This is a genomic window from Ruegeria sp. CG1 (assembly GCF_056537265.1).
This window is the reverse complement of the sequence record NZ_JBQFRF010000005.1, coordinates 55,702-73,607: the sequence shown is the minus strand read 5'-3', so window position 1 is coordinate 73,607 and position 17,906 is coordinate 55,702. Positions and strand designations below refer to the sequence as shown.

At 56.9% G+C, this 17,906-nt stretch carries 19 protein-coding genes and 1 tRNA gene; 6 read left to right on the top strand and 14 right to left on the bottom strand.

The features are described 5' to 3' along the window. The first annotated feature begins 10 nt into the window (after positions 1–10). Both ACR0AU_RS15180 and ACR0AU_RS15175 read left to right on the top strand, forming a co-directional pair. On the top strand, positions 11–598 hold the full coding sequence (locus ACR0AU_RS15180) for a heme NO-binding domain-containing protein (protein WP_480795901.1): 588 nt from the start codon (positions 11–13) through the stop codon (positions 596–598). Further along, entirely contained in the window at positions 595–1,593 is a 999-nt protein-coding gene (locus ACR0AU_RS15175) for a diguanylate cyclase domain-containing protein (RefSeq protein ID WP_480795900.1), read from the top strand. The genes ACR0AU_RS15180 and ACR0AU_RS15175 overlap by 4 nt, the downstream gene beginning before the upstream one ends. 24 nt (positions 1,594–1,617) lie before the next feature. On the opposite strand, the gene ACR0AU_RS15170 is transcribed toward ACR0AU_RS15175, so the two are convergent. From ACR0AU_RS15170 to ACR0AU_RS15135, 8 genes are all read right to left on the bottom strand, one after another. Then, complete coding sequence (locus tag ACR0AU_RS15170; RefSeq protein WP_480795899.1) at positions 1,618–2,304, bottom strand: CbiX/SirB N-terminal domain-containing protein; 687 nt, start codon at positions 2,302–2,304, stop codon at positions 1,618–1,620. Between the two features lie 72 nt (positions 2,305–2,376). Next, positions 2,377–3,309 carry an AEC family transporter gene (locus tag ACR0AU_RS15165; RefSeq protein WP_170733145.1) on the bottom strand — a complete coding sequence of 311 codons (933 nt, stop codon included), beginning with the start codon at positions 3,307–3,309 and terminating at the stop codon, positions 2,377–2,379. A 44-nt stretch (positions 3,310–3,353) separates the two neighbouring features. Further along, positions 3,354–4,151: an MBL fold metallo-hydrolase gene (locus tag ACR0AU_RS15160; protein WP_170612257.1), complete on the bottom strand. Its 798-nt coding sequence runs from the start codon at positions 4,149–4,151 to the stop codon at positions 3,354–3,356. Next, positions 4,148–4,954, bottom strand: a complete 807-nt coding sequence (locus tag ACR0AU_RS15155; RefSeq protein WP_170647726.1) for a TatD family hydrolase — start codon at positions 4,952–4,954, stop codon at positions 4,148–4,150. The genes ACR0AU_RS15160 and ACR0AU_RS15155 overlap by 4 nt, the downstream gene beginning before the upstream one ends. Beyond that, positions 4,954–6,072 (bottom strand): DNA polymerase III subunit delta', encoded by a 1,119-nt coding sequence (locus tag ACR0AU_RS15150; protein WP_480795898.1) that lies wholly within the window; start codon positions 6,070–6,072, stop codon positions 4,954–4,956. The genes ACR0AU_RS15155 and ACR0AU_RS15150 overlap by 1 nt, the downstream gene beginning before the upstream one ends. 1 nt (position 6,073) lies before the next feature. Next, on the bottom strand, positions 6,074–6,706 hold the full coding sequence (gene tmk, locus ACR0AU_RS15145; protein ID WP_170612259.1) for a dTMP kinase: 633 nt from the start codon (positions 6,704–6,706) through the stop codon (positions 6,074–6,076). Beyond that, the gene (locus tag ACR0AU_RS15140) at positions 6,703–7,869 is read right to left on the bottom strand and encodes a D-alanyl-D-alanine carboxypeptidase family protein (RefSeq protein ID WP_170424071.1); all 1,167 of its coding nucleotides are present in this window, start codon (positions 7,867–7,869) and stop codon (positions 6,703–6,705) included. The genes tmk and ACR0AU_RS15140 overlap by 4 nt, the downstream gene beginning before the upstream one ends. Positions 7,870–7,887: 18 nt before the next feature. Continuing rightward, positions 7,888–9,195 carry an SPOR domain-containing protein gene (locus ACR0AU_RS15135; RefSeq protein WP_480795897.1) on the bottom strand — a complete coding sequence of 436 codons (1,308 nt, stop codon included), beginning with the start codon at positions 9,193–9,195 and terminating at the stop codon, positions 7,888–7,890. 204 nt (positions 9,196–9,399) lie between these two features. Between ACR0AU_RS15135 and ACR0AU_RS15130 the strand changes: the two genes are divergently transcribed. After that, positions 9,400–9,489 (top strand) — tRNA-Ser (locus ACR0AU_RS15130). Positions 9,490–9,862: 373 nt separating this feature from the next. Here ACR0AU_RS15130 and ACR0AU_RS15125 read toward each other — a convergent pair. Genes ACR0AU_RS15125 through ACR0AU_RS15115 form a run of 3 tightly spaced genes read right to left on the bottom strand, consistent with a single transcriptional unit; the run spans position 9,863 to position 12,182 of the window. Further along, positions 9,863–11,542 carry a recombinase family protein gene (locus ACR0AU_RS15125; RefSeq protein ID WP_480795896.1) on the bottom strand — a complete coding sequence of 560 codons (1,680 nt, stop codon included), beginning with the start codon at positions 11,540–11,542 and terminating at the stop codon, positions 9,863–9,865. Continuing rightward, positions 11,539–11,955, bottom strand: a complete 417-nt coding sequence (locus ACR0AU_RS15120; RefSeq protein ID WP_480795895.1) for a DUF2924 domain-containing protein — start codon at positions 11,953–11,955, stop codon at positions 11,539–11,541. Before ACR0AU_RS15120 ends, ACR0AU_RS15125 begins: the two co-directional genes overlap by 4 nt. Further along, complete coding sequence (locus ACR0AU_RS15115) at positions 11,952–12,182, bottom strand: DUF3489 domain-containing protein (protein ID WP_480795894.1); 231 nt, start codon at positions 12,180–12,182, stop codon at positions 11,952–11,954. The genes ACR0AU_RS15120 and ACR0AU_RS15115 overlap by 4 nt, the downstream gene beginning before the upstream one ends. Before the next feature lie 456 nt (positions 12,183–12,638). On the opposite strand from ACR0AU_RS15115, the gene ACR0AU_RS15110 reads away from it, so the two are divergent. From ACR0AU_RS15110 to terL, 3 genes are read left to right on the top strand one after another with little or no spacing between them, the layout of a single operon-like run. Continuing rightward, positions 12,639–14,033: a site-specific DNA-methyltransferase gene (locus tag ACR0AU_RS15110; protein ID WP_480795893.1), complete on the top strand. Its 1,395-nt coding sequence runs from the start codon at positions 12,639–12,641 to the stop codon at positions 14,031–14,033. Next, positions 14,026–14,475: a DUF5681 domain-containing protein gene (locus ACR0AU_RS15105; protein ID WP_480795892.1), complete on the top strand. Its 450-nt coding sequence runs from the start codon at positions 14,026–14,028 to the stop codon at positions 14,473–14,475. Before ACR0AU_RS15110 ends, ACR0AU_RS15105 begins: the two co-directional genes overlap by 8 nt. Then, positions 14,456–15,946: a phage terminase large subunit gene (gene terL, locus ACR0AU_RS15100; protein ID WP_480795891.1), complete on the top strand. Its 1,491-nt coding sequence runs from the start codon at positions 14,456–14,458 to the stop codon at positions 15,944–15,946. Before ACR0AU_RS15105 ends, terL begins: the two co-directional genes overlap by 20 nt. Positions 15,947–16,307: 361 nt before the next feature. On the opposite strand, the gene ACR0AU_RS15095 is transcribed toward terL, so the two are convergent. The 3 genes from ACR0AU_RS15095 to ACR0AU_RS15085 form a co-directional block, all read right to left on the bottom strand. Next, positions 16,308–16,715 carry a universal stress protein gene (locus ACR0AU_RS15095; protein WP_480795890.1) on the bottom strand — a complete coding sequence of 136 codons (408 nt, stop codon included), beginning with the start codon at positions 16,713–16,715 and terminating at the stop codon, positions 16,308–16,310. Between the two features lie 60 nt (positions 16,716–16,775). After that, positions 16,776–17,225, bottom strand: a complete 450-nt coding sequence (locus tag ACR0AU_RS15090) for a phasin family protein (protein ID WP_480795889.1) — start codon at positions 17,223–17,225, stop codon at positions 16,776–16,778. Positions 17,226–17,356: 131 nt separating this feature from the next. Beyond that, positions 17,357–17,827, bottom strand: coding sequence for a c-type cytochrome (locus ACR0AU_RS15085; RefSeq protein ID WP_082643718.1), 471 nt, complete (start codon positions 17,825–17,827; stop codon positions 17,357–17,359). Positions 17,828–17,906: the final 79 nt, after the last annotated feature.

Below are 17,906 nucleotides of genomic sequence, written 5' to 3'. Positions count from 1 at the left end.
GAGGCGACTCATGCACGGGCTGATCAACAGGGCGATCCAATCCTTTGTCTGCGCCACCTACGGACGTCAATGCTGGTTGCGCGCGACTCATACGGCCGGGCTGGGATTTGACGAGTTCGAGGCGATGTTGATCTATGACGCGGAGATATCGACCCGAGTGCTCGACACTTTGTGCGCTGACTTGAACCGCCTAAAATCCGAATTTCTTGAGGATCTGGGCACTTATCTGGTCTCACACTCGAACATGGAAGATTTACGCAGGTTATTGCGTTTTGGCGGGGTCACCTATTTGGAGTTTCTGCATTCGCTTGATGATCTGTCGGATCGCGTCCGCCTCGCTGTGTCCGATCTGAGATTGCCGGATTTGGAACTGCAAGAACACTCGCCCGGGGAATATCACCTGCACTGTACTCCTGATTTGCCGGGGTATTCCAGCGTCATGACAGGTGTACTACGAGCCATGGCGGATGACTATGGGGCGTTGGTGATCCTTTCCAATGAAGGGTGCCAAAACGGGGCTGAGTTGATTTCAATCACATTGATCGAAAGCGCGTTTGCCGAAGGGCGTCACTTTGATCTTGGGGCACGTAAATCATGATCAAGACCGCAGATCTTGGACAGTTGCTGGACACCTTATGTCCGATGTTCGTCCTTGTAGATGACATGGGGCGGATCGGGCAGGTTGGACCAACTCTGCAGAAGCTACGTCCGGATCGGCCTATGGTCGGCCGAAGCTTTCTGGATGTCTTTGAACTGGTGCGCCCTCGCTCAATCACGACAGTAGCTGCGCTGATGATGGTGCCGGACCGAAAGCTACACCTCAGGTTTCAAGACCGGCCGCAGACTGCGTTCAAAGGTCTGATCGCGCCGTTTCCTGGCGGAAGCGGGGCGGTCATCAACCTGTCGTTTGGAATTTCGATACTGGATGCGGTACGCGACTATTCTCTGACCAGCACCGATTTCCCGGGCACTGATCTGGCCATAGAATTGTTGTATCTGGTCGAGGCAAATTCTGCCGCGATGGAAGCGTCACGCTCGCTGAACTTGCGTCTGCAAGGTGCGATGCTGGCGGCAGAAGAACAAGCCTATACGGACACGTTGACCGGGCTGAAAAATCGACGCGCGATGGATCATATACTGGGGCATTTGATTTCGTCGAAATCGAGTTTTGCAATGATGCATCTGGATCTGGATTTCTTCAAATCGGTCAATGATCGATTGGGGCATGCTGCAGGGGACTATGTTCTGCAGCAAGCCGCAAAGATCATGCTGGACGTCACACGCAGCGACGACACGGTTGCCCGAGTCGGGGGTGATGAGTTTGTCTTGATTTTTAAGGGCATGAACGATCGTACAAAGCTTGATGTTATTGCAGGGCGCCTGATTTCACGCCTGTGCAAGCCGATGCAGTTCGATGGGGCAACCTGCCGTATATCGGCAAGTATTGGTACAGCACTCTCGACACAATTCGAAGTGCCCAAGGCCGAAGATATTCTTCATGCCGCCGATCTGGCTTTATACGCAGCGAAACGAAGCGGGCGATCCTGCCACCGTTTCTATTGCGAGCTATCGGATGCGCAGCATTCCGGTTGACGCAGGTGGCCCCCCTTTGCTTCGCTACAGTGTATCCAACATCGCCGCGATGTGTCGCTTGACCTGAGGAAGCTCTGAAATCACAGGCATTACGTGTCCGTGAAAGTTGGCGCGGGCAAGTTCCTCGGGTACATCTTCCAAAACATGGCCTCCGGTGCAGGCAAAAAACGGCAGGCACAGCGCCTTGCCACCGCACCCGGTGGCGGCGTCCGCAATTGATGGGGTTTGCTCAACGAACCCGGTGCGAATGCTATTGAACGCGGTAAGCCGACCCAGATTCTCGGCGAAACCCTTTGCGACAATGGCCGGATTGGCGCTGCGGCCCGAGCCATGTGCAGCGATCACAAGATCTGTGTCCGCCGCGCTCCAAACCCTGTTCGTCAGTTCCTGATGTATGGCCGCTGTAATCAGGGCTGGCAGTTCGGGATCGATACCCATGGGGTCCAGAATCGTGACAGAACGCTGGCCAATCCGCTTTGGCAGAGCGCTGGTGACAAACCAGCCGCGCGCCATGAATAAGGGGTAGATAACTGTGTCGCTGGTCAATCCATCAAGGCAATTTTCCAACGACTGCGGGGCTGCCAATGTGGCCGACGATACCGAAACCCGTTGACATAACTCATCTACCTCTCGCGCAAAGGCTGCTAGCGCAGCTTCTGCAGGTGCAGGGTCCGAGGGTTGGCCATGGGCGACGATAACGGCGTGTGTCATGCAGGGCTCCGGATAGGTTCTGCGATAGATGTATTGCTGGCAGGCAGAGTCAATGTTGTGTCGGCACTTTCGTCATCCCAAGAGGGTCAGCCACAACCAGACCGTCAATATTGACACGGTCGTTCCGATCAGAACCGACGACGCGGCCACACGTTTGGCATGTCCGTACATGTTTGCGAAGATGTAGCTATTGATCCCCGGCGCCATCGCTGCGGTAAGAACGCCCGAGCGGAACAGGTCTTGCGGCAGCGCCAGAGATGACCCGAAGAACCAAACCAGGCTCGGGTGCAGCATCAATGAGATACAGCAGACGAAAATAATGGTACGCAGATCGCCCTCGGGTCGGTACTTAACCAGCACGCCCCCCAGCGCGAACAGGGCACCGGGCAAGGCCGCGCGGGTGATCAGGTTCAAGGCTTCGTCTACAACTCCGGGTATGGCCAGTCCAGTGAGGTTTACGACAAACCCCAACGAGATCCCAAGAATGAGTGCATTCTTGAACATGGCCGACAGCACGGATTTCAACATCAGCACTCCGCCGTTGCCGCGGTTTCGAAGCACCTCCATCACCGTGATGCCGAGGCAATAGCAAAAGGGTGAGTGGAACGCGATGATTGTGAAGTTGCCAACTAGATTTTCGACCCCATAGGCGCGCTCGGTAATAGGCAACCCCAAGAGGACCGAGTTTGAAAACAGACAGCAAAATCCAATAGCAACCGAATCCTCCCACGCTCGTCCGAAGATCAGGCGCGCACCGATCATACCAGCGACAAAACACAGACCAGCTGCTGAATAGAAACTGACCAAAAGCCGAGGATCGAAGCTGGTGCCGAGATCGAGATTGGCAATGGCGAGAAACAGTAGGCAGGGAATGGCGAAGTTCTGCGTGAAACTCATTAACCCATCGATATGGGTTTCGCGAAAATAGCCGAACCTCGTCGCCGTGTATCCGGCACCGATGACCAGAAACACCGGCAGGATGACATCAATCAGGCTTTGTAACATGGCGGCGCCATACGGGGTATCGTAAGCGCGTGCAGCAGCATGCCTTACAAGGCGTGCCGGATCACCATGCCATCATAGGCAGGCGTGATATGATCCGGTGTTTCCGCATCGACCGTCGCATAATCCAGATCGATATGCATGTTGGTCAAAACGGCGCGTTTAGGTTTCAACTGGTCAATCCAGCCCAGCGTCTTTTCCAGATGGGCATGTGTCGGATGCGGGGAACGACGCAGAGCGTCAATAATCAGGCAGTCCAGATTCGCCAGTTCAGTCATGCTCTCATCATAAAGCTCTGCTACATCAGGCAGATAGACGATGTTTCCCATTCTGAAGCCAAGCGCATCAATCGATCCGTGGTTCACGCGAAATGGCCGAAGCGGGATCGTGCCGCCTGGGCCGGGAATTTCGAACGGCCCATTGATTGTCTTGAGGTCGAGTATGGGCGGATAGGGCGATCCCTCGGGCTGAACGAAGGCATAGCCAAACCGGCTGAGCAGATCGTTCTGCGTGTCACCATCGGCCCAGACGGGGACGCGGGTTTTCATATTGAATACGATCATCCGCAGATCGTCGATCCCATTCATGTGGTCCGCGTGGGAATGCGTGTAGACGACACCGTCCAATCGCCCAGTCCCGGTGTCCAGCAATTGGCTACGCATATCAGGTGAGGTGTCGATCAGAACCGAAGTAGTCCCGTCCGGCCCGTCCCGTTCGACCAGTAACGAGCATCGCCGACGCTGGTTTTTCGGGTTTTCCGGATCACAATCGCCCCAATGTCCCCCGAGACGGGGGACGCCACCGGATGACCCGCAGCCCAGAATTGTCAGGCGCAGCTCGCTCATGCAGCCGCCTTGTATGTGGCGGCTTTAGTGAAGAGCCGATCAAAATTGGCCTGCGTTTTTGCGGCGAAATCTGCGTAATCCAATCCGAAGACCTCAGCCCCTTTACGGGCGGTGTGTGCCGTATAGGCGGGCTCATTCCGTTTACCGCGATATGGTGGGGGGGCAAGATAGGGCGCATCGGTTTCGACCAGAATTCGGTCAACAGGTGCCGAAGCGAAGATATCGCGCAGTTCCTGGCTTCTTGGGAAGGCCGCGATGCCGGACATGGACAGGTAAAAGCCCAGATCAAGCGCGGCCCGGGCCAGTTCTGCCGACGAAGAAAAGCAATGCATGACACAGGAATAGGGCGTATTGCGATGCTCTTCGGTCAGAATGCGGGCCATGTCGTCATCAGCAGCGCGCGCGTGGATGATCAGAGGCAGGCCGGTGCGCTGGGCGGCCTCGATATGGATGCGCAGCGATTGTTTCTGAACATCTGCCGACTCGGCCGTGTAGTGATAATCAAGCCCGCTTTCCCCAATGCCCACGAACTTGGGATGCTTAGCCAATGCGACCAGCTCATCGACCGAGGCCATCGGCTCATCAGCGGCGCTCATCGGGTGGGTGCCTGCAGCGTAGAAGACTGGGGAGTGAGCCTCGGCGATGGCGCGCACAGCGGGTTCGTTGCGCAGCCGGGTGCAGATGGTCACCATGCGGGTCACGCCAGCCTCGGCAGCGCGGGCGACGATATCATCCAACTGACCGTCGAAATCAGGGAAATCCAGATGGCAGTGGCTGTCGGTAATTTCGGGGGTGAGGCTCATCAGCTGTGACCGGCGGTTTCCTGTATCTTGAACACCGTATCTAGGACAAGCGAGGCAGGGTCAAGGTTCACCGCCTGCCCATGCCGCGCGCGCGCCGTGATGAGCGCGGCGACCTCCGCCCATTGGCGGGCCTTGTGCTGCGAGTTGGAGAGGCGCGACAGAGTTTCAGCCTCATTCGGGGCGGCCTCGGGTATGGGGGCGGCACCTTTTGCACCTGTCAGCGCCAAACGCGAGAGCGCAACGTCGATCAGCGAAAGCAGCAGATCAAACCGTTCCGCAGCACCTCGCTGAGCAGCCGCTTCTGCCAGTTTTAGGGTGCGCTGGCGGTCGAGCCGGGGAAGGGAGCCCAGAATTGCAATCAGCTCGGCATAAAGCTCTAGCCCGCCGAGATTGATCAAGCGGACGGCATCACCCACTGAACCGGCGGCGAGGGCTGCCAAATGCTCGGCCCGACTAGGGATTTCTGTGCCGGTCTGCGCTAGCGCGGCCTGCATGTCATCTGCGCCAAGGGGTGAAAGCCGCAGCGTGCGGCAACGCGACCGGATGGTCGGCAGCAGGCGCGAAGGTTGGTGTGAAACCAGTAGCAGCGTCGTGCGCGCTGGGGGTTCTTCGAGCATTTTCAGCAGCGCATTGGCGGCGCTGACATTCATTTCATCCGCTGAATCGACGATAACAACCCGGCGACCACCATCTGCAGAGGACAGGCCGAAGAACTTGCCCAATTTGCGGATGTCATCGACAACGATTTCGTTGCGCAGCCGCCCCTGATCGTTAACTGACCGGGTGATTGCGGCAAGGCCGGGCTCGGCCCCCGCCTGGATTCGGTGAGCGACGGGGTGGTCCGGGTCGATGTCCAACGTCTCAGGCGCAGGAGGGGCGCCAAACAACCCGCCTTCATCTGCCGGAGGTGTGGCCAACAAAAACTGTGCAATGCGCCAGGCAAGGGTAGCCTTGCCCACACCCCGCGGCCCCGTTAGCAACCAGCCGTGGTGCAGCCGGTCCGAGTTATACGCGGTTAAAAACGCCTCTTGGGCCGCATCCTGTCCGAACAGCTTGAGAGTTTCGCGCGGATGCGGGGCACCAGGGGCCTGATGCGGTGTTTGGATATCGTCGCTCATGTCAGCTCAATTGCAGGGACGTCATGACAATATCTGTCACATCCCGCGCAACGCTGTCCATGTCCCGATTGCCGTCGACCACGTGGAAACGGTCAGAGAATTCTTGGGCCAGACCCAGAAAACCTGCCCGCATCTGTTGTTGAAGATCCAAACCGAAATCTTCGAACCGTTCTTCGGTGCCCTGACGACCTTTGGCGCGCAACAGGCCGGTTTCCGGGTCCATATCGATCAGCAAGGTCATATCTGGCTCTCGCCGGATCATCAAGCTGTGCAACTGATCCACCAAACCCCGCAGATCGCCGCGCGACAGACCTTGATACATCCGGGTACTGTCGGCAAAGCGATCGCAGATCACAACCTTGCCCTCTGCCAACGCGGGTTCAATCGTGCGCTCAAGATGATCGCGCCGGGCAGCGGTGAACAGCAGGATCTCGGTCTCGGCCGACCAGCGGTCCGGATCACCCTGCAGCACAAGGCTGCGAATTTCTTCTGCCCCGTCCGATCCGCCGGGCTCGCGCGTCAGAACGACGTCGCGGCCTTGATGCCGCAAGTGCTCGGCTAGCAGGCGCGCCTGCGTGGACTTGCCTGATCCGTCAATGCCTTCGAAGGTCAGAAACGTTCCGCGCGCTGTCACATTTGCTCCAGCGGGGTGTTGATCACTTCTTTCAGAACGATGCCACCCACGGTCAACATACGCACGACAAACCCGCCCAAGGGAACATCCTTTTCCGCCACCAGCGGGCGGCGGATTTCGGGCAATCCCTCGGGTTGGATCACAAGCTCGGCCAATTGCTGGCCTTTGCTGACCGGTGCGTTGATAGGGCCGTCATAGACAACCTCGGCCTTGATGTCCTTGTCGCCCAAAACGGGGAACAGCAAGGTCAGATCACCCTCGGGCACCAATCCCACAGTCTTTTCCGCCCCCATCCAAAGCTTGGCCTGGGCTACCGGTTCTTCTGATTTGGCAACTGTCCTCTCGACAAAATTTCGAAACGACCAGTTAACCACGGCCTCAGCCTCCTCTGCGCGCTTGGCAGTGCTGTCGAGCCCTGAAAGAACAAAGACAACCCGTCGGTCGCCTTGTTTGGCAGAACCGACCAAACCATATCCTGCCTCTTGGGTATGGCCAGTCTTGAGGCCATCGGCCCCGATATCAAGCTTCAGCAGCGGATTGCGGTTTCGCGCGTTCGAGGGCGCTCGGCCATCGAATTCGAACTCTTCTTCGGCAAACAGGGGATAGTACTCGGGGAAATCGGTGATCAGCCGGTCGGCCAGAACTGCCAGATCGTGCACTGACATCATGTGCCCAGCAGCAGGCCAGCCGTTGGAATTGGCAAAGTTCGAGTTGTTCATGCCCATCTGCTGCGCCCGCTGAGTCATGAAACGGGCGAATCCGGCTTCGCTTCCGTCGGGGCTGAGCGCTTCGGCGATCACGACACAGGCGTCATTGCCCGAAAGCACGATGATCCCGCGCAAAAGATCCTCGACCCGGACACGATCCTGCGTGTTCAGGAACATGGTCGAGCCGCCATAGCTCATTGCATGTTCCGAGACGGGCAAAGTTTCGTCCAGCGTCAAACGGCCATCGCGCAAGGCCTCAAACGCCACGTAAAGCGTCATGAGTTTCGACATGGACGCTGGGGGCAGAGGCTGATCGGCGTCTTTAGACAACAGCACAGTGCCGGTTTTCTGGTCCATCACATAAGCCGCACGCGCGGTGGTGTCGAAGGCATGGGCGGGCAGTGTCAACAGCGCCAGCCCGAGAGCCAGAGTGGTGGATCGCAAAGCGGAAAGCATCATGGGCCTCCTGTTCGGTCAGTTCTTTGCCGTGAAAGCATCGGTAAACCCAAGGTCTTTCACATCGTTCAACATCGCCCGGCGTTCCGCGCGGGTCGCAACAGGCCCAACCAGAACGCGCCAGACCGATGAGCCCTCGCTTTTCAGCTCGAACACTTCGGCAGCCATACCGTTGCGGCGAATCTTGTCTGCCGCGCTCTTGGCGTTGGATTCTACGCTGAAGGTGCCAGCCTGAACAAAGGGTTTTGCCAATCCGCCGGTTGCCGCAGTGCTTGCTGCAGCTGGCGCCGCCGCCGTTGGCTCAGAGGCCTCGATAGCCGCTGCTGCGCCGGCAATCGGGTCCAGAGGCGTTTCGGTGATTGCGTCAGGGTCTTTCTTTTGCCACCACTTGCGTTTGGCCGGTTTTTCAGCCGGTGCCGTCAGTTCGGGATCGGACAGGGCAGCGGTTTGCGCAGCGGTCTGCGTTTCTGACGGCGCAGTCTCGGCCTCGGCAGCCGCTGCAGTTGCTGCGCCAGCTGCTACGGCCGCGGTCTCATCGCTTGGTTTCTTCTGCCACCATTTGCGTTTGGCCGGTTTCTCTGGGGCGGGAGCCTCGGTCGCGGCTAGTTCGGTGGTCGGGGCTTCTGCACTGGGTGCGTCATCATCCGACGAGGCAACAACCGCTGCACCGGCAACGACCGCAGCCCCGGCCGCTGTTTCGGTGCTGGGTTTTTTCTGCCACCACTTGCGCTTTTGAGGCTTTTCAGCAGCGCCCGTTTCCGAGGCGTCCGCTGTGACAGTGGCATCCGCATCCTCTGCACTATCTGTGTCTTCGGCAGGTTCTGCTTCGACTGGTGCGGGGGGTTCTTCAATGGCCTCACGTCGCAGCGCGACAACCTGAACCTTGGTCGGAGCACCAGCCAGCATTCCCAACTGCTCAGCCGCGGATGACGAAACCTGCAGCGCGGGCCCCGGCAAATTCCGCTCACGGCGGAACAGGGCACCCGTTACCGATTTGTTGTTGGCGGTATTCTTGATCAGCACACGTTCGGGTTGCGTTACATCGGGATGCGCCACCCAGATACCACCCAGCGATGGCCGTCCGTCCCACAGCCCGGCTTCGGTGACCTGAAAAACCTCGGGCGCTTCGACATCGCGCTGATTGGTCGAGGCGGCCTCTGGGAACAATTCAAACCGGTTGGTGTTGTCCGCATCTTCGGCTGCGGTATCCTCAGGCGGGTCCTCTGTTGTAAGTAACCCTTCTTCACACCCAGCCAATGCTGTCATGGCCACGACCAAAATTGCCAGCCGTTGTGGCCCAAAGCGTGTGCCCGTAGCTCGCTCCATTTTCTCAATCCCTTGCCTGACAAGGCCGTTTCGGCCGCGCCCCACCGCGTCATTGCTGGTTCTTGTTGCCAGTCTTGTGCGGTCTTTCCCGCAGATCATAGCGCGGGCGTCGGGCCATGGAAAGACTGCTGCTTTCGCTTCGGCAAGATTTCCCGCTTTATGGCTTGCCTCCGCGCTCAACTCGTCATAGACCCAGCCTCACGCGGGGAGGTGGCAGAGTGGTCGAATGCGGCGGTCTTGAAAACCGTTGAACGTGAGAGCGTTCCCAGGGTTCGAATCCCTGTCTCCCCGCCACTCATACCTGTCTCACTTCAGTTGTGTTTTCTGATCCGGAATTGAACCGAAATTCCCGCGCCTTGGCGCATGCGCTTTCAATCAGAGACTGAGCAGACCGTAAACTCAGAGTGCAATTCAGGCCCAAGTCTCAGTGCCGCATTTTGGCGGGGTCGCTTTGGGCTGGATTTCCCTGATAACCTGCAATTTACAGGGAATTTTCGTTAAACAGGTCTGAAACCCGGCATTCCAGATGTCACAACTCTATTTTTCCAATGGCTTATGTTGCAAATTCCCTAAAACGTGAAACAGGGAATTCTCTTGAGCGAACAGGGAAATGTTTATCGGATCAGGGAGGGCGAACCCTGTATCAGGGACTCCGGATCTGGAGGTGTCAGAAGCCGAACTGGCTCTCCTGTTCAGCCCAATCAAGTGAATGGGTCACGCTGACCAGACGCTTGAGTGTGAGTTCGGGCGGCTGGGTCCCGTCGAGAATCGCGGCTTGAATCTTCGGTGAGAGAAACGCGAGCTGGGCGCGGGTGCGGATGAAGGCGCCGGGGACGCTTTCGCGGCGTGCGATTTCCATCAGTTGAACTCCGGCTTTCAAATCACGGGCCCAACCATGAGCGCGGATCAGCATGGTCCGGAGGTGGGGATCGGGTTGGGGTGCCATGTCTCCGGCGATGACCTTGGCCTCAACGCCGCGGCGGCGCAGATCGAAGGATGCGGTGATGTGTGTGAGATCCGGGTGCAGTTGGTCGGCAGTGATGCCAAGTGCGCTTGCCAGAGTCTCGGGATTCAGTTCGAGGTCGATCTGTCCTCGCGCAATTATACCGTTGGCCAGGATATCTGCGCCAAACAGATCGCATTGGCCTTGACGCCGGATCACTAAATCCGCAACTGAAGTCTGCACCGCCTCGGCTGACCCGGCCTCCGGTTGCGCCAGTATCTGGTGCGCGGCGGTGGTGTCTTGCAGATGTTTGACGATGACATCAATGACTGCGTTTTCCAGCGCCGGGCCGGGCAGTCGCCAGCCGGAGATATCCTTGCCACCTGAGATCAGTCGATTGGAGACGTAATAGCGCAACCGTCGGCCTTTGCGCGTGGTGTGGGTTGGCGTCAACCGATCACCTGTCTCATCCCTCAGACGACCCGTGAGCCAGGCGCCGGGGTCATTGGTACGTTGGCGCTCATTGGGTGTAGGGTCTGCACGGGATCGCCGCGACGCTTGGCGCATTTTCTCCTGCACCCGGTCCCAGATGTCCTGGTCGATGATCGCCGGATGTTGTCCGTTCCAGATCTTATCCTTGTGGCGGATTTTACCGAGATAGACCGGGTTGCGCAGCAGATAGTAGATCTGGCCGCGTGACAGCGGACAATCTCCCTTCACGCTTCCATCTTCCCGAACTACCCGTTTAGACCGCAGCCGTTCTGCTGTTGCCCGTTCTTCTACTTTGCGCAGGCACCCCAGTTCCCCATAAAGGCCAAAGAGAAGCCGGACGGTTCCGGCCTCCTTCTCATTCACCACCAGCGTTCTTACCTTCGGATCGGGGTGGCGGTCATAACCAAGGGGCAGGTTACCACCCGTCCAGAGCCCTTTTTTCTTGGAGGCGGCAATCTTGTCACGAATACGTTCCGCAGTGACTTCCCGTTCGAACTGGGCAAAGGACAACAGCACATTGAGGGTCAGCCGGCCCATGGACGATGAGGTGTTGAAGGCCTGGGTAACCGAGACAAAAGAACAGTTCGCCTTTTCCAACCGTTCGACCAGCTTGGAGAAATCGGCGAGCGATCGGGTCAGCCGGTCGATCTTGTAAACCACAACCATGTCGATACGCCCGGCATCGATCTCTTCAAGAAGACGCTGAAGGGCAGGGCGCTCTAGGGTGCCGCCCGACAGGCCACCGTCATCGTAGCGGACTGGCAATAAGGTCCAGCCTTCATGTCGCTGGCTGGCGATATAGGCTGCGCAGGCCTCATATTGCGCGTCCAGGGAATTGAAGTCCTGATCCAGACCATCTTCTGAGGACTTGCGCGTGTATATGGCGCATCGGATTTTGCGGCGCGGGCTCATTTGGCCCCCTTGCTGGTGAGCCCAAAGAAACGCGGCCCTGACCAATGCGCGCCGGTAATCTCTCGGGCGATGGCGGAGAGCGAGCGATAGGACCGACCGTTCCAAGTGAAGCCGTTCCCTGTCACATCGACCATATGGGTCACGCCATTCCACTCGCGCAGCAAGCGCCCGCCGGGATTTAGGGTAGGACAGGCAGGCCGGGGCTTCTTCTCAGCGCCCTTGTCCAGCGTGGCTTTGACCTGCCGGGGTAGCCCTCCATGACGGCGGGACTGCATCTCAAAGGCGATAAAACGGCGCAGGAAGGGTTGGCTGAGCATGGCCGGGGTGGGTTGATCAAACAGTTGTTGCCAAATCGTGACCAGATCCGATCGACCCATGGCGGCGAGATCGGCGACATCGCTCGTCTTGGTCATGACTCTTCTCCTGTTCCCACCGTCAGGTGATATGTGGAAGAACCATGTGGTTTGTCGGATGTCCGCCGTTCAATTGTGACGCCTTTCTTCCGCAGACTGCTTAGAGCCGCTCGGACCGAATGAGATTGCCACCCTGTTGTTTTGCAGAGCGCCTCAAGACTGGCGCCACTCGGGCGGCGCAACAAGGCTTGTACCTTGTCAATTTTGGTTTGTTTGGTTTTGGACATGTATTGTCTCCTCTGATCTTGGGTCAGCGAGATGCCGAACCCCGGTACCGAGGAGCGCCCGAATGGCTCGGGCGTAGAGCCAGTGATGCGTGTTTTATAGCAACAGTCCAGCCCTTTCTTGAGCAGCCGCAGAAGGGGTGTGTTTTGCAGGGCGCTGCTGCTGTACCCCGATTATTCATCAACAATCTTAATTGGTTACGATTTGGTTGCTTTTGGTTTGGGGGTTGCGTCTCGTATTGATGACACCTACATTTGGCTCAATCGCCCGGACTATCAGGGCGGGAAACTGCTCCCGCAGGCAGCACTCATTGGAAACACAGGTTTCCGCAGAGAGCATTCGAAGGGGCAACGAACCGGATCGATTGGTCCGGAGAGTTGCTACTCGTGCTCTCTCCGAATTCCCAACACGATCCTTTCTTGTCGACGCTAAAGAGCGTCAAACGAAAGGAGGCGGTTATGCCTGCCAAGAAAACACAAAGTGACGTTCAGGCGTCCATCTCGCCGATCTGGATGGCGGACAAAGTCATCCAATCTCGGATCAGCCAGATCAAGCCCTACGCCAACAACAACCGCGTGCACGCGGCCAAGAATATCGACAAGCTGAAAGCGTCGGTGGCCCAGTTTGGCTTTGTCACCCCGATCCTGTTGGATGGTTCGGGCACAATCATTGCGGGGCATGGCCGCTATGAGGCCGCCAAGGCCCTGGGGTTGACGTCCGTGCCGACTGTTGTCGCGGATCACTTGTCAGACGCAGAAGTGCGCGCTCTGCGCATTGCGGATAACAAGCTGGCGGAATTGTCGGACTGGAACGAGGCGGCGCTGCAGATCGAGTTTGCCAAGCTGATGGATCTCAGCCTTGATGGCGAGCTCGATTTTGATCTGGATATCACCGGGTTCGAAACGCCGGAGATCGACATCATCATCGACGCTGCGAGCGAGGCTGCGGAGACCGAAGCTGAAACTGTAGACAACCCGGACCCTGCGGCACCTGTCATCACGCAGCCGGGCGACCTCTGGCTTCTCGGAGATCACCGCATCTTCTGCGGGGATGCCTTGCAGGCCCAGAGCTACGACACCTTGCTGGAAGGCGAGACACCACAGATGATCTTCACTGATCCGCCTTACAACGTACCGGTCAATGGGCATGTCCGCTGTGGCTCCGGTGGCGATCACCGCGAGTTTGCCATGGCGTCGGGAGAAATGTCGGATGGCGAGTTCCGCGGCTTTCTTTCAGGCATGATCACCCAGTTATTTGGCCGTCTGCCAGACGGGGGCATTGCGATGATCTGTATGGATTGGCGTCACATTGAAGAACTGATTGCAACGGGCAAGGCAGGCGGTTTCGATCTCATCAATCTTTGCGTCTGGAATAAGACGAACGGAGGCATGGGCAGCCTTTATCGCTCCAAGCACGAGCTGGTTTGCATCTTCAAGAAACCAGGTGCGGCGAATATCAACAATGTGGAGCTGGGAAAACACGGGCGTAACCGGACCAACGTCTGGGATTACGCCGGTGTGAACAGCTTTGGGGCAGGGCGCGAGGATGATCTCGCGGATCATCCCACAGTAAAGCCAACTGCACTGGTGGCAGATGCCATCATGGATGTGAGCCATCGCGGCGAAGTTGTGCTGGATACTTTTGGCGGTTCTGGCGCGACCTTGCTGGCAGCTGAGAAAACCGGACGCCGGGCGCGGCTCATTGAGCTCGACTCTGTTTACGTCGATGTCGCTATACGCCGTTGGCAGAAGATGACCGGTGAGAGCGCCGTGCACGCGGTGACAGGCGAGACGTTCGATGCGCGTTCTGCCGCCAACGACACCACTTCAGAACAGGAGGTGGGTCATGTCTGACGATACGAAAGAGTATGAGGTCGGCTACGGCAAACCGCCCAAAGCAACCCAGTTTAAGAAAGGCCAATCCGGCAATCCGAAAGGGCGACCGAAAGCCTCGAAGAATGTTGGGTCGATGCTTGAGGAGGTGTTCTTTCGGAAAATCCCGATCACCGAGAATGGATCACGCCGCGAGGTCACGATGCTGGAGGCAATCCTGCGCCAGCTGGTGAATGGGGCAGTTAAAGGCGAGATGCGTTCGATTGACCGGGTTCTGAAACTGTTGCCCGCGGTTCAGGAGGCGCGCGCCGCAGAGTTGGCGGGTGGCGAAGGTGCAACCGAGATCGACCCCTGTTCAGACCTGGCCGCCCTGGAAGTGCTGGCAGATATGTTTGGCAGCGATCCGGATCAGCTTTTTGCAAGCATCCGGGGAGGCATCGACGATGAATGCCCTGAATTCTGATGATCGCAAAAGGCTGGCAGAGGCTGCTATGCGTGAAAACCTCTACGCATTCCTTGCGGGCAGTTTTGGTATCTTGTGTCCGGGCGAGAAGCTTGCCCGGGCCCCTTACCTGGAGGCCATGTGTTATGCCCTTCAGCGCGTGGCCTCCGGTGAGTGCCAACGGTTGATGATCTCTATTGCCCCTCGCCATCTGAAATCGATCTGTGGATCTGTTTTGTTGCCAGCCTTTGAGCTTGGACGCGATCCGACCAAGAAAGTGGTTGTTGTCAGTTACGGCAAAGATCTTGCGCGCGAACATGCCGAACAGTTTCGACGGCTGGTGACCAGCCCGTTTTATCAGCGCCTCTTTCCAAAAATGAAGGTTGATCCCAAACACAACAGGTTCGAACATATGAAAACCACTAAAGGAGGCGGGCGCAAATCGGTCTCTCTTGGCGGTGGTATCACCGGCTTCGGTGCAAACCTCATTATCATCGACGATCTGGGTAAACCCTCTGAAATGCGCCACGATACGTACCGGCAGGAGTTGCGTGATTTTTTCGACCAGACCCTGTTCTCGCGGCTGAACGACAAGCGCACCGATCGTATTGTCTCGATTCAGCAGCGTCTGCACCCGGATGACTTCTCGGCCTACCTTTTGGAAAAGGACACTTTCGACCATCTTTGCCTGCCGTCGATCGCGGAGATCCCGGAAGAGATCCCGCTCTACAACAATCGCGTGCTGAGGCGTCGGCCAGGAGACTTGTTGAACCTGGAACGAGAACCCCAGGAGGTTCTTGATCGGATCAAGGCCGACATAGGCAATTTTGCCTTCCAGGCACAGTATCAGCAGAACCCCACGGACGGAGAAAACGAGTTTCTCTCAATGTCCGACTTGCATCTGCTGGAAACCTTGCCGGACGAAAGCGTGTTTGTCCGGCGGGTCCAAAGCTGGGATACAGCGGCGAAGGATAGTCCGCGTTCGGACTTTACGGTGGGGTTGACCTTTGGATGGCATGCGTATGAAGAGAGATGGTATTTGCTTGACGTCTTTCGTGCTCGAACGAACTATACGCAGGTGCGGAATGCTGTTCTTCGATTGCGCAAACAGTGGCGCGTGGACCGTGTGCTGATCGAGTCTTCGGCGATGGGTATTCACCTACTGGATGAATTGAAACGCACTGCAGCAGGTGTTTACATGCCCGTCAACGTGGTCACTAGCAAGCTGGACCGCTTCATCCCACAGACCGACTGGATCAAATCTGGCAATTTAGTCATCCCCACCGACAAGCCCTGGTTTGATGAGTTCCGCAGGGAACTGCTGGCGTTTCCGGATGCACTTAAAGATGATCAGGTGGATGCGCTGACCCAGTTCGCCGAATACATGCGTCGTAGCCAAGGGACATATCTCGATACAGATCCTTACACTGGCCGGCGCCAAGGCAACTATCGACCCGAACGACCAAGAAGGGAAGATCGCATGCGGTTCTGACACCACGCGAGGGCGCTTTCCAGCGACCTGGGGTTGTATATCAAATCTTAGACCTCGAACGTCTGCGATGAAGCGCGAAGCTGCCGTTAGGGCTAACTGCAGCGAATGTCTGCGCTGAGCCCAACCCGTGAGTTTGATTTTCTCGCTGCGAGCGCTCGCAGCACGGATTTTGCCGCGAAGGCATCATCTTTAGCGCGGCAATGCTGTGTTAACAGCCGCCATTCGTGTCGGGCGCAGCAAGATTTCGTCAGGCAAGGAACGAGTCGCGGGACAAAGGGTAAATTCGCCGCGTTTGCGCCAAGGTCTGCAATATCGGGTAACCGGCCGCATAATCGACGTGCGGCACTCACCAGAAACCGTTTCAGCGGATCACGTGGACAGAACAATTGGCGTGTTGAACGACCCGGTTTGCAGTTGACCCAATAAAAATGTTCTCGATCCCCGGCTTTTGTGAGGCCAGCACTATGCAATCGATGTCATTTTCATTTGCGAAGTCAACGATCGCGCGGCCAGCGCTCCCCGAGACAAGGCGCGGTTTCGCACCCGATAGCTCCGCAGCATTCAGATGTAAGCTTTCCTGAAGTTCTTTTCGCGTATTTGCCAGAACTTCCTCGGGTATCTGAGATGCCACATATGCAGGGATCGGTTCCTGCACATGAAGCACTGTGAATTCCGCATCGGCATTTGCCAGCAAACGAGCAGCTTCAAATGAGGCCTGTGTATCGTGATCTTTGTCCAGTGCGACTGGTACCAGAATGTTTTTATACATATGAGCTACCTTCCATTGCTCCAGCTGCGATCGTTTCGACCTCTGCGGTGATACGGCTCTCTATACCGGATCGGATTTCGGAGATTTACCCGCCTTCTTAGCTGTGCTTGCAACTTCGTCTATTGTCTTTTCCACAGCTTCGGCTTCGGTTTCCGCTGCATATGCTGCACATCGGGCAACTGTTTCGAACCATTCCTGAGCGTCAGCCACAAGGCGTTCGGCTGAATGCTTCTGCCACTCAGCTATGGATTGCAGTGCTTTTGCTGGATCAGTCTGGTCTGCAGCAGATGCTGAGCGCGCAGCTTCAAGCGCGGTTCGAACAGCCTCGTGACGCCTCTCAAACCAATGCTGAGCAAAGGCCTCTGCCTCTTTCAGTGACTTCTCCTGCGTGTCCCAAAATTGCTCAAGCTGAGCGCCCAGAAACGGATTGGCTGTAGTAGTCGGCTGCACCTGCTTGAAAATATCTATAAGTGCGTTGGAGTAACTTGATTTTGGCTTCTCTTCAGGCATCGGAGATTCCTCCTCATCTCTAAATGCTGAATATTAACTGAGATCGTGGAAACTTGCCTTAATGTAAATCAACCACCGCCGGCAAACGTGGTAGTGGTGTCCTGCAATCCAAGGGTGGGCTTTGTGCCAACCTATTCAGTCTGTATAGCCTCAAGATACGCAATCACATTCGCCAACGGCACACCTGCGAACATCGGTTGGCCGTCAGGCATCGTCAGCGCAACTTTTTGATCCGAATCCAAAGCTGGTCCAAAAATGGGCATTTCTCCACCATGCGCGAGCAATGGTGCGCGACCATCAATTTGACGCGCCACCGCCTCAATCGGAAAAACACCGTCGTTTTGGGCCGCGAGCCTCGTCAGATCAGGTGTCCTTATCGCCAGCATCTCCGCCATTGGACCATCTCCTGTGGCCTCAAAACCATGGCATTGCCAACAATAAGTTCTGTAGAGATCGTGCCCATTTTGAAGGTCAATATCCTGCGCCAGTGCAGCACTTGCAGCAAATATTGACAAAAGAAGTCCGCGACAAACTAGCATCTGTTCCTCCTCCGAGATCAGCATTTCGAGTTGAAAATACGCGATATCGAATGAATGCTTCATTGATCTCGCTCATATTCAACCTTTGAGTACCAGCTGGGAAAAACCATCACGAAACGACGGTCGCAGCATTCGGATCCGC

Coding starts and splice junctions, on each gene's coding strand:
- ACR0AU_RS15180 (WP_480795901.1), top strand. CDS start 11: ATGCACGGGCTGATCAACAGGGCGATCCAATCCTTTGTCTGCGCCACC.
- ACR0AU_RS15175 (WP_480795900.1), top strand. CDS start 595: ATGATCAAGACCGCAGATCTTGGACAGTTGCTGGACACCTTATGTCCG.
- ACR0AU_RS15170 (WP_480795899.1), bottom strand. CDS start 2,304: ATGACACACGCCGTTATCGTCGCCCATGGCCAACCCTCGGACCCTGCA.
- ACR0AU_RS15165 (WP_170733145.1), bottom strand. CDS start 3,309: ATGTTACAAAGCCTGATTGATGTCATCCTGCCGGTGTTTCTGGTCATC.
- ACR0AU_RS15160 (WP_170612257.1), bottom strand. CDS start 4,151: ATGAGCGAGCTGCGCCTGACAATTCTGGGCTGCGGGTCATCCGGTGGC.
- ACR0AU_RS15155 (WP_170647726.1), bottom strand. CDS start 4,954: ATGAGCCTCACCCCCGAAATTACCGACAGCCACTGCCATCTGGATTTC.
- ACR0AU_RS15150 (WP_480795898.1), bottom strand. CDS start 6,072: ATGAGCGACGATATCCAAACACCGCATCAGGCCCCTGGTGCCCCGCAT.
- ACR0AU_RS15140 (WP_170424071.1), bottom strand. CDS start 7,869: ATGCTTTCCGCTTTGCGATCCACCACTCTGGCTCTCGGGCTGGCGCTG.
- ACR0AU_RS15135 (WP_480795897.1), bottom strand. CDS start 9,195: ATGGAGCGAGCTACGGGCACACGCTTTGGGCCACAACGGCTGGCAATT.
- ACR0AU_RS15125 (WP_480795896.1), bottom strand. CDS start 11,542: ATGAGCCCGCGCCGCAAAATCCGATGCGCCATATACACGCGCAAGTCC.
- ACR0AU_RS15120 (WP_480795895.1), bottom strand. CDS start 11,955: ATGACCAAGACGAGCGATGTCGCCGATCTCGCCGCCATGGGTCGATCG.
- ACR0AU_RS15115 (WP_480795894.1), bottom strand. CDS start 12,182: ATGTCCAAAACCAAACAAACCAAAATTGACAAGGTACAAGCCTTGTTG.
- ACR0AU_RS15110 (WP_480795893.1), top strand. CDS start 12,639: ATGCCTGCCAAGAAAACACAAAGTGACGTTCAGGCGTCCATCTCGCCG.
- ACR0AU_RS15105 (WP_480795892.1), top strand. CDS start 14,026: ATGTCTGACGATACGAAAGAGTATGAGGTCGGCTACGGCAAACCGCCC.
- terL (WP_480795891.1), top strand. CDS start 14,456: ATGAATGCCCTGAATTCTGATGATCGCAAAAGGCTGGCAGAGGCTGCT.
- ACR0AU_RS15095 (WP_480795890.1), bottom strand. CDS start 16,715: ATGTATAAAAACATTCTGGTACCAGTCGCACTGGACAAAGATCACGAT.
- ACR0AU_RS15090 (WP_480795889.1), bottom strand. CDS start 17,225: ATGCCTGAAGAGAAGCCAAAATCAAGTTACTCCAACGCACTTATAGAT.
- ACR0AU_RS15085 (WP_082643718.1), bottom strand. CDS start 17,827: ATGAAGCATTCATTCGATATCGCGTATTTTCAACTCGAAATGCTGATC.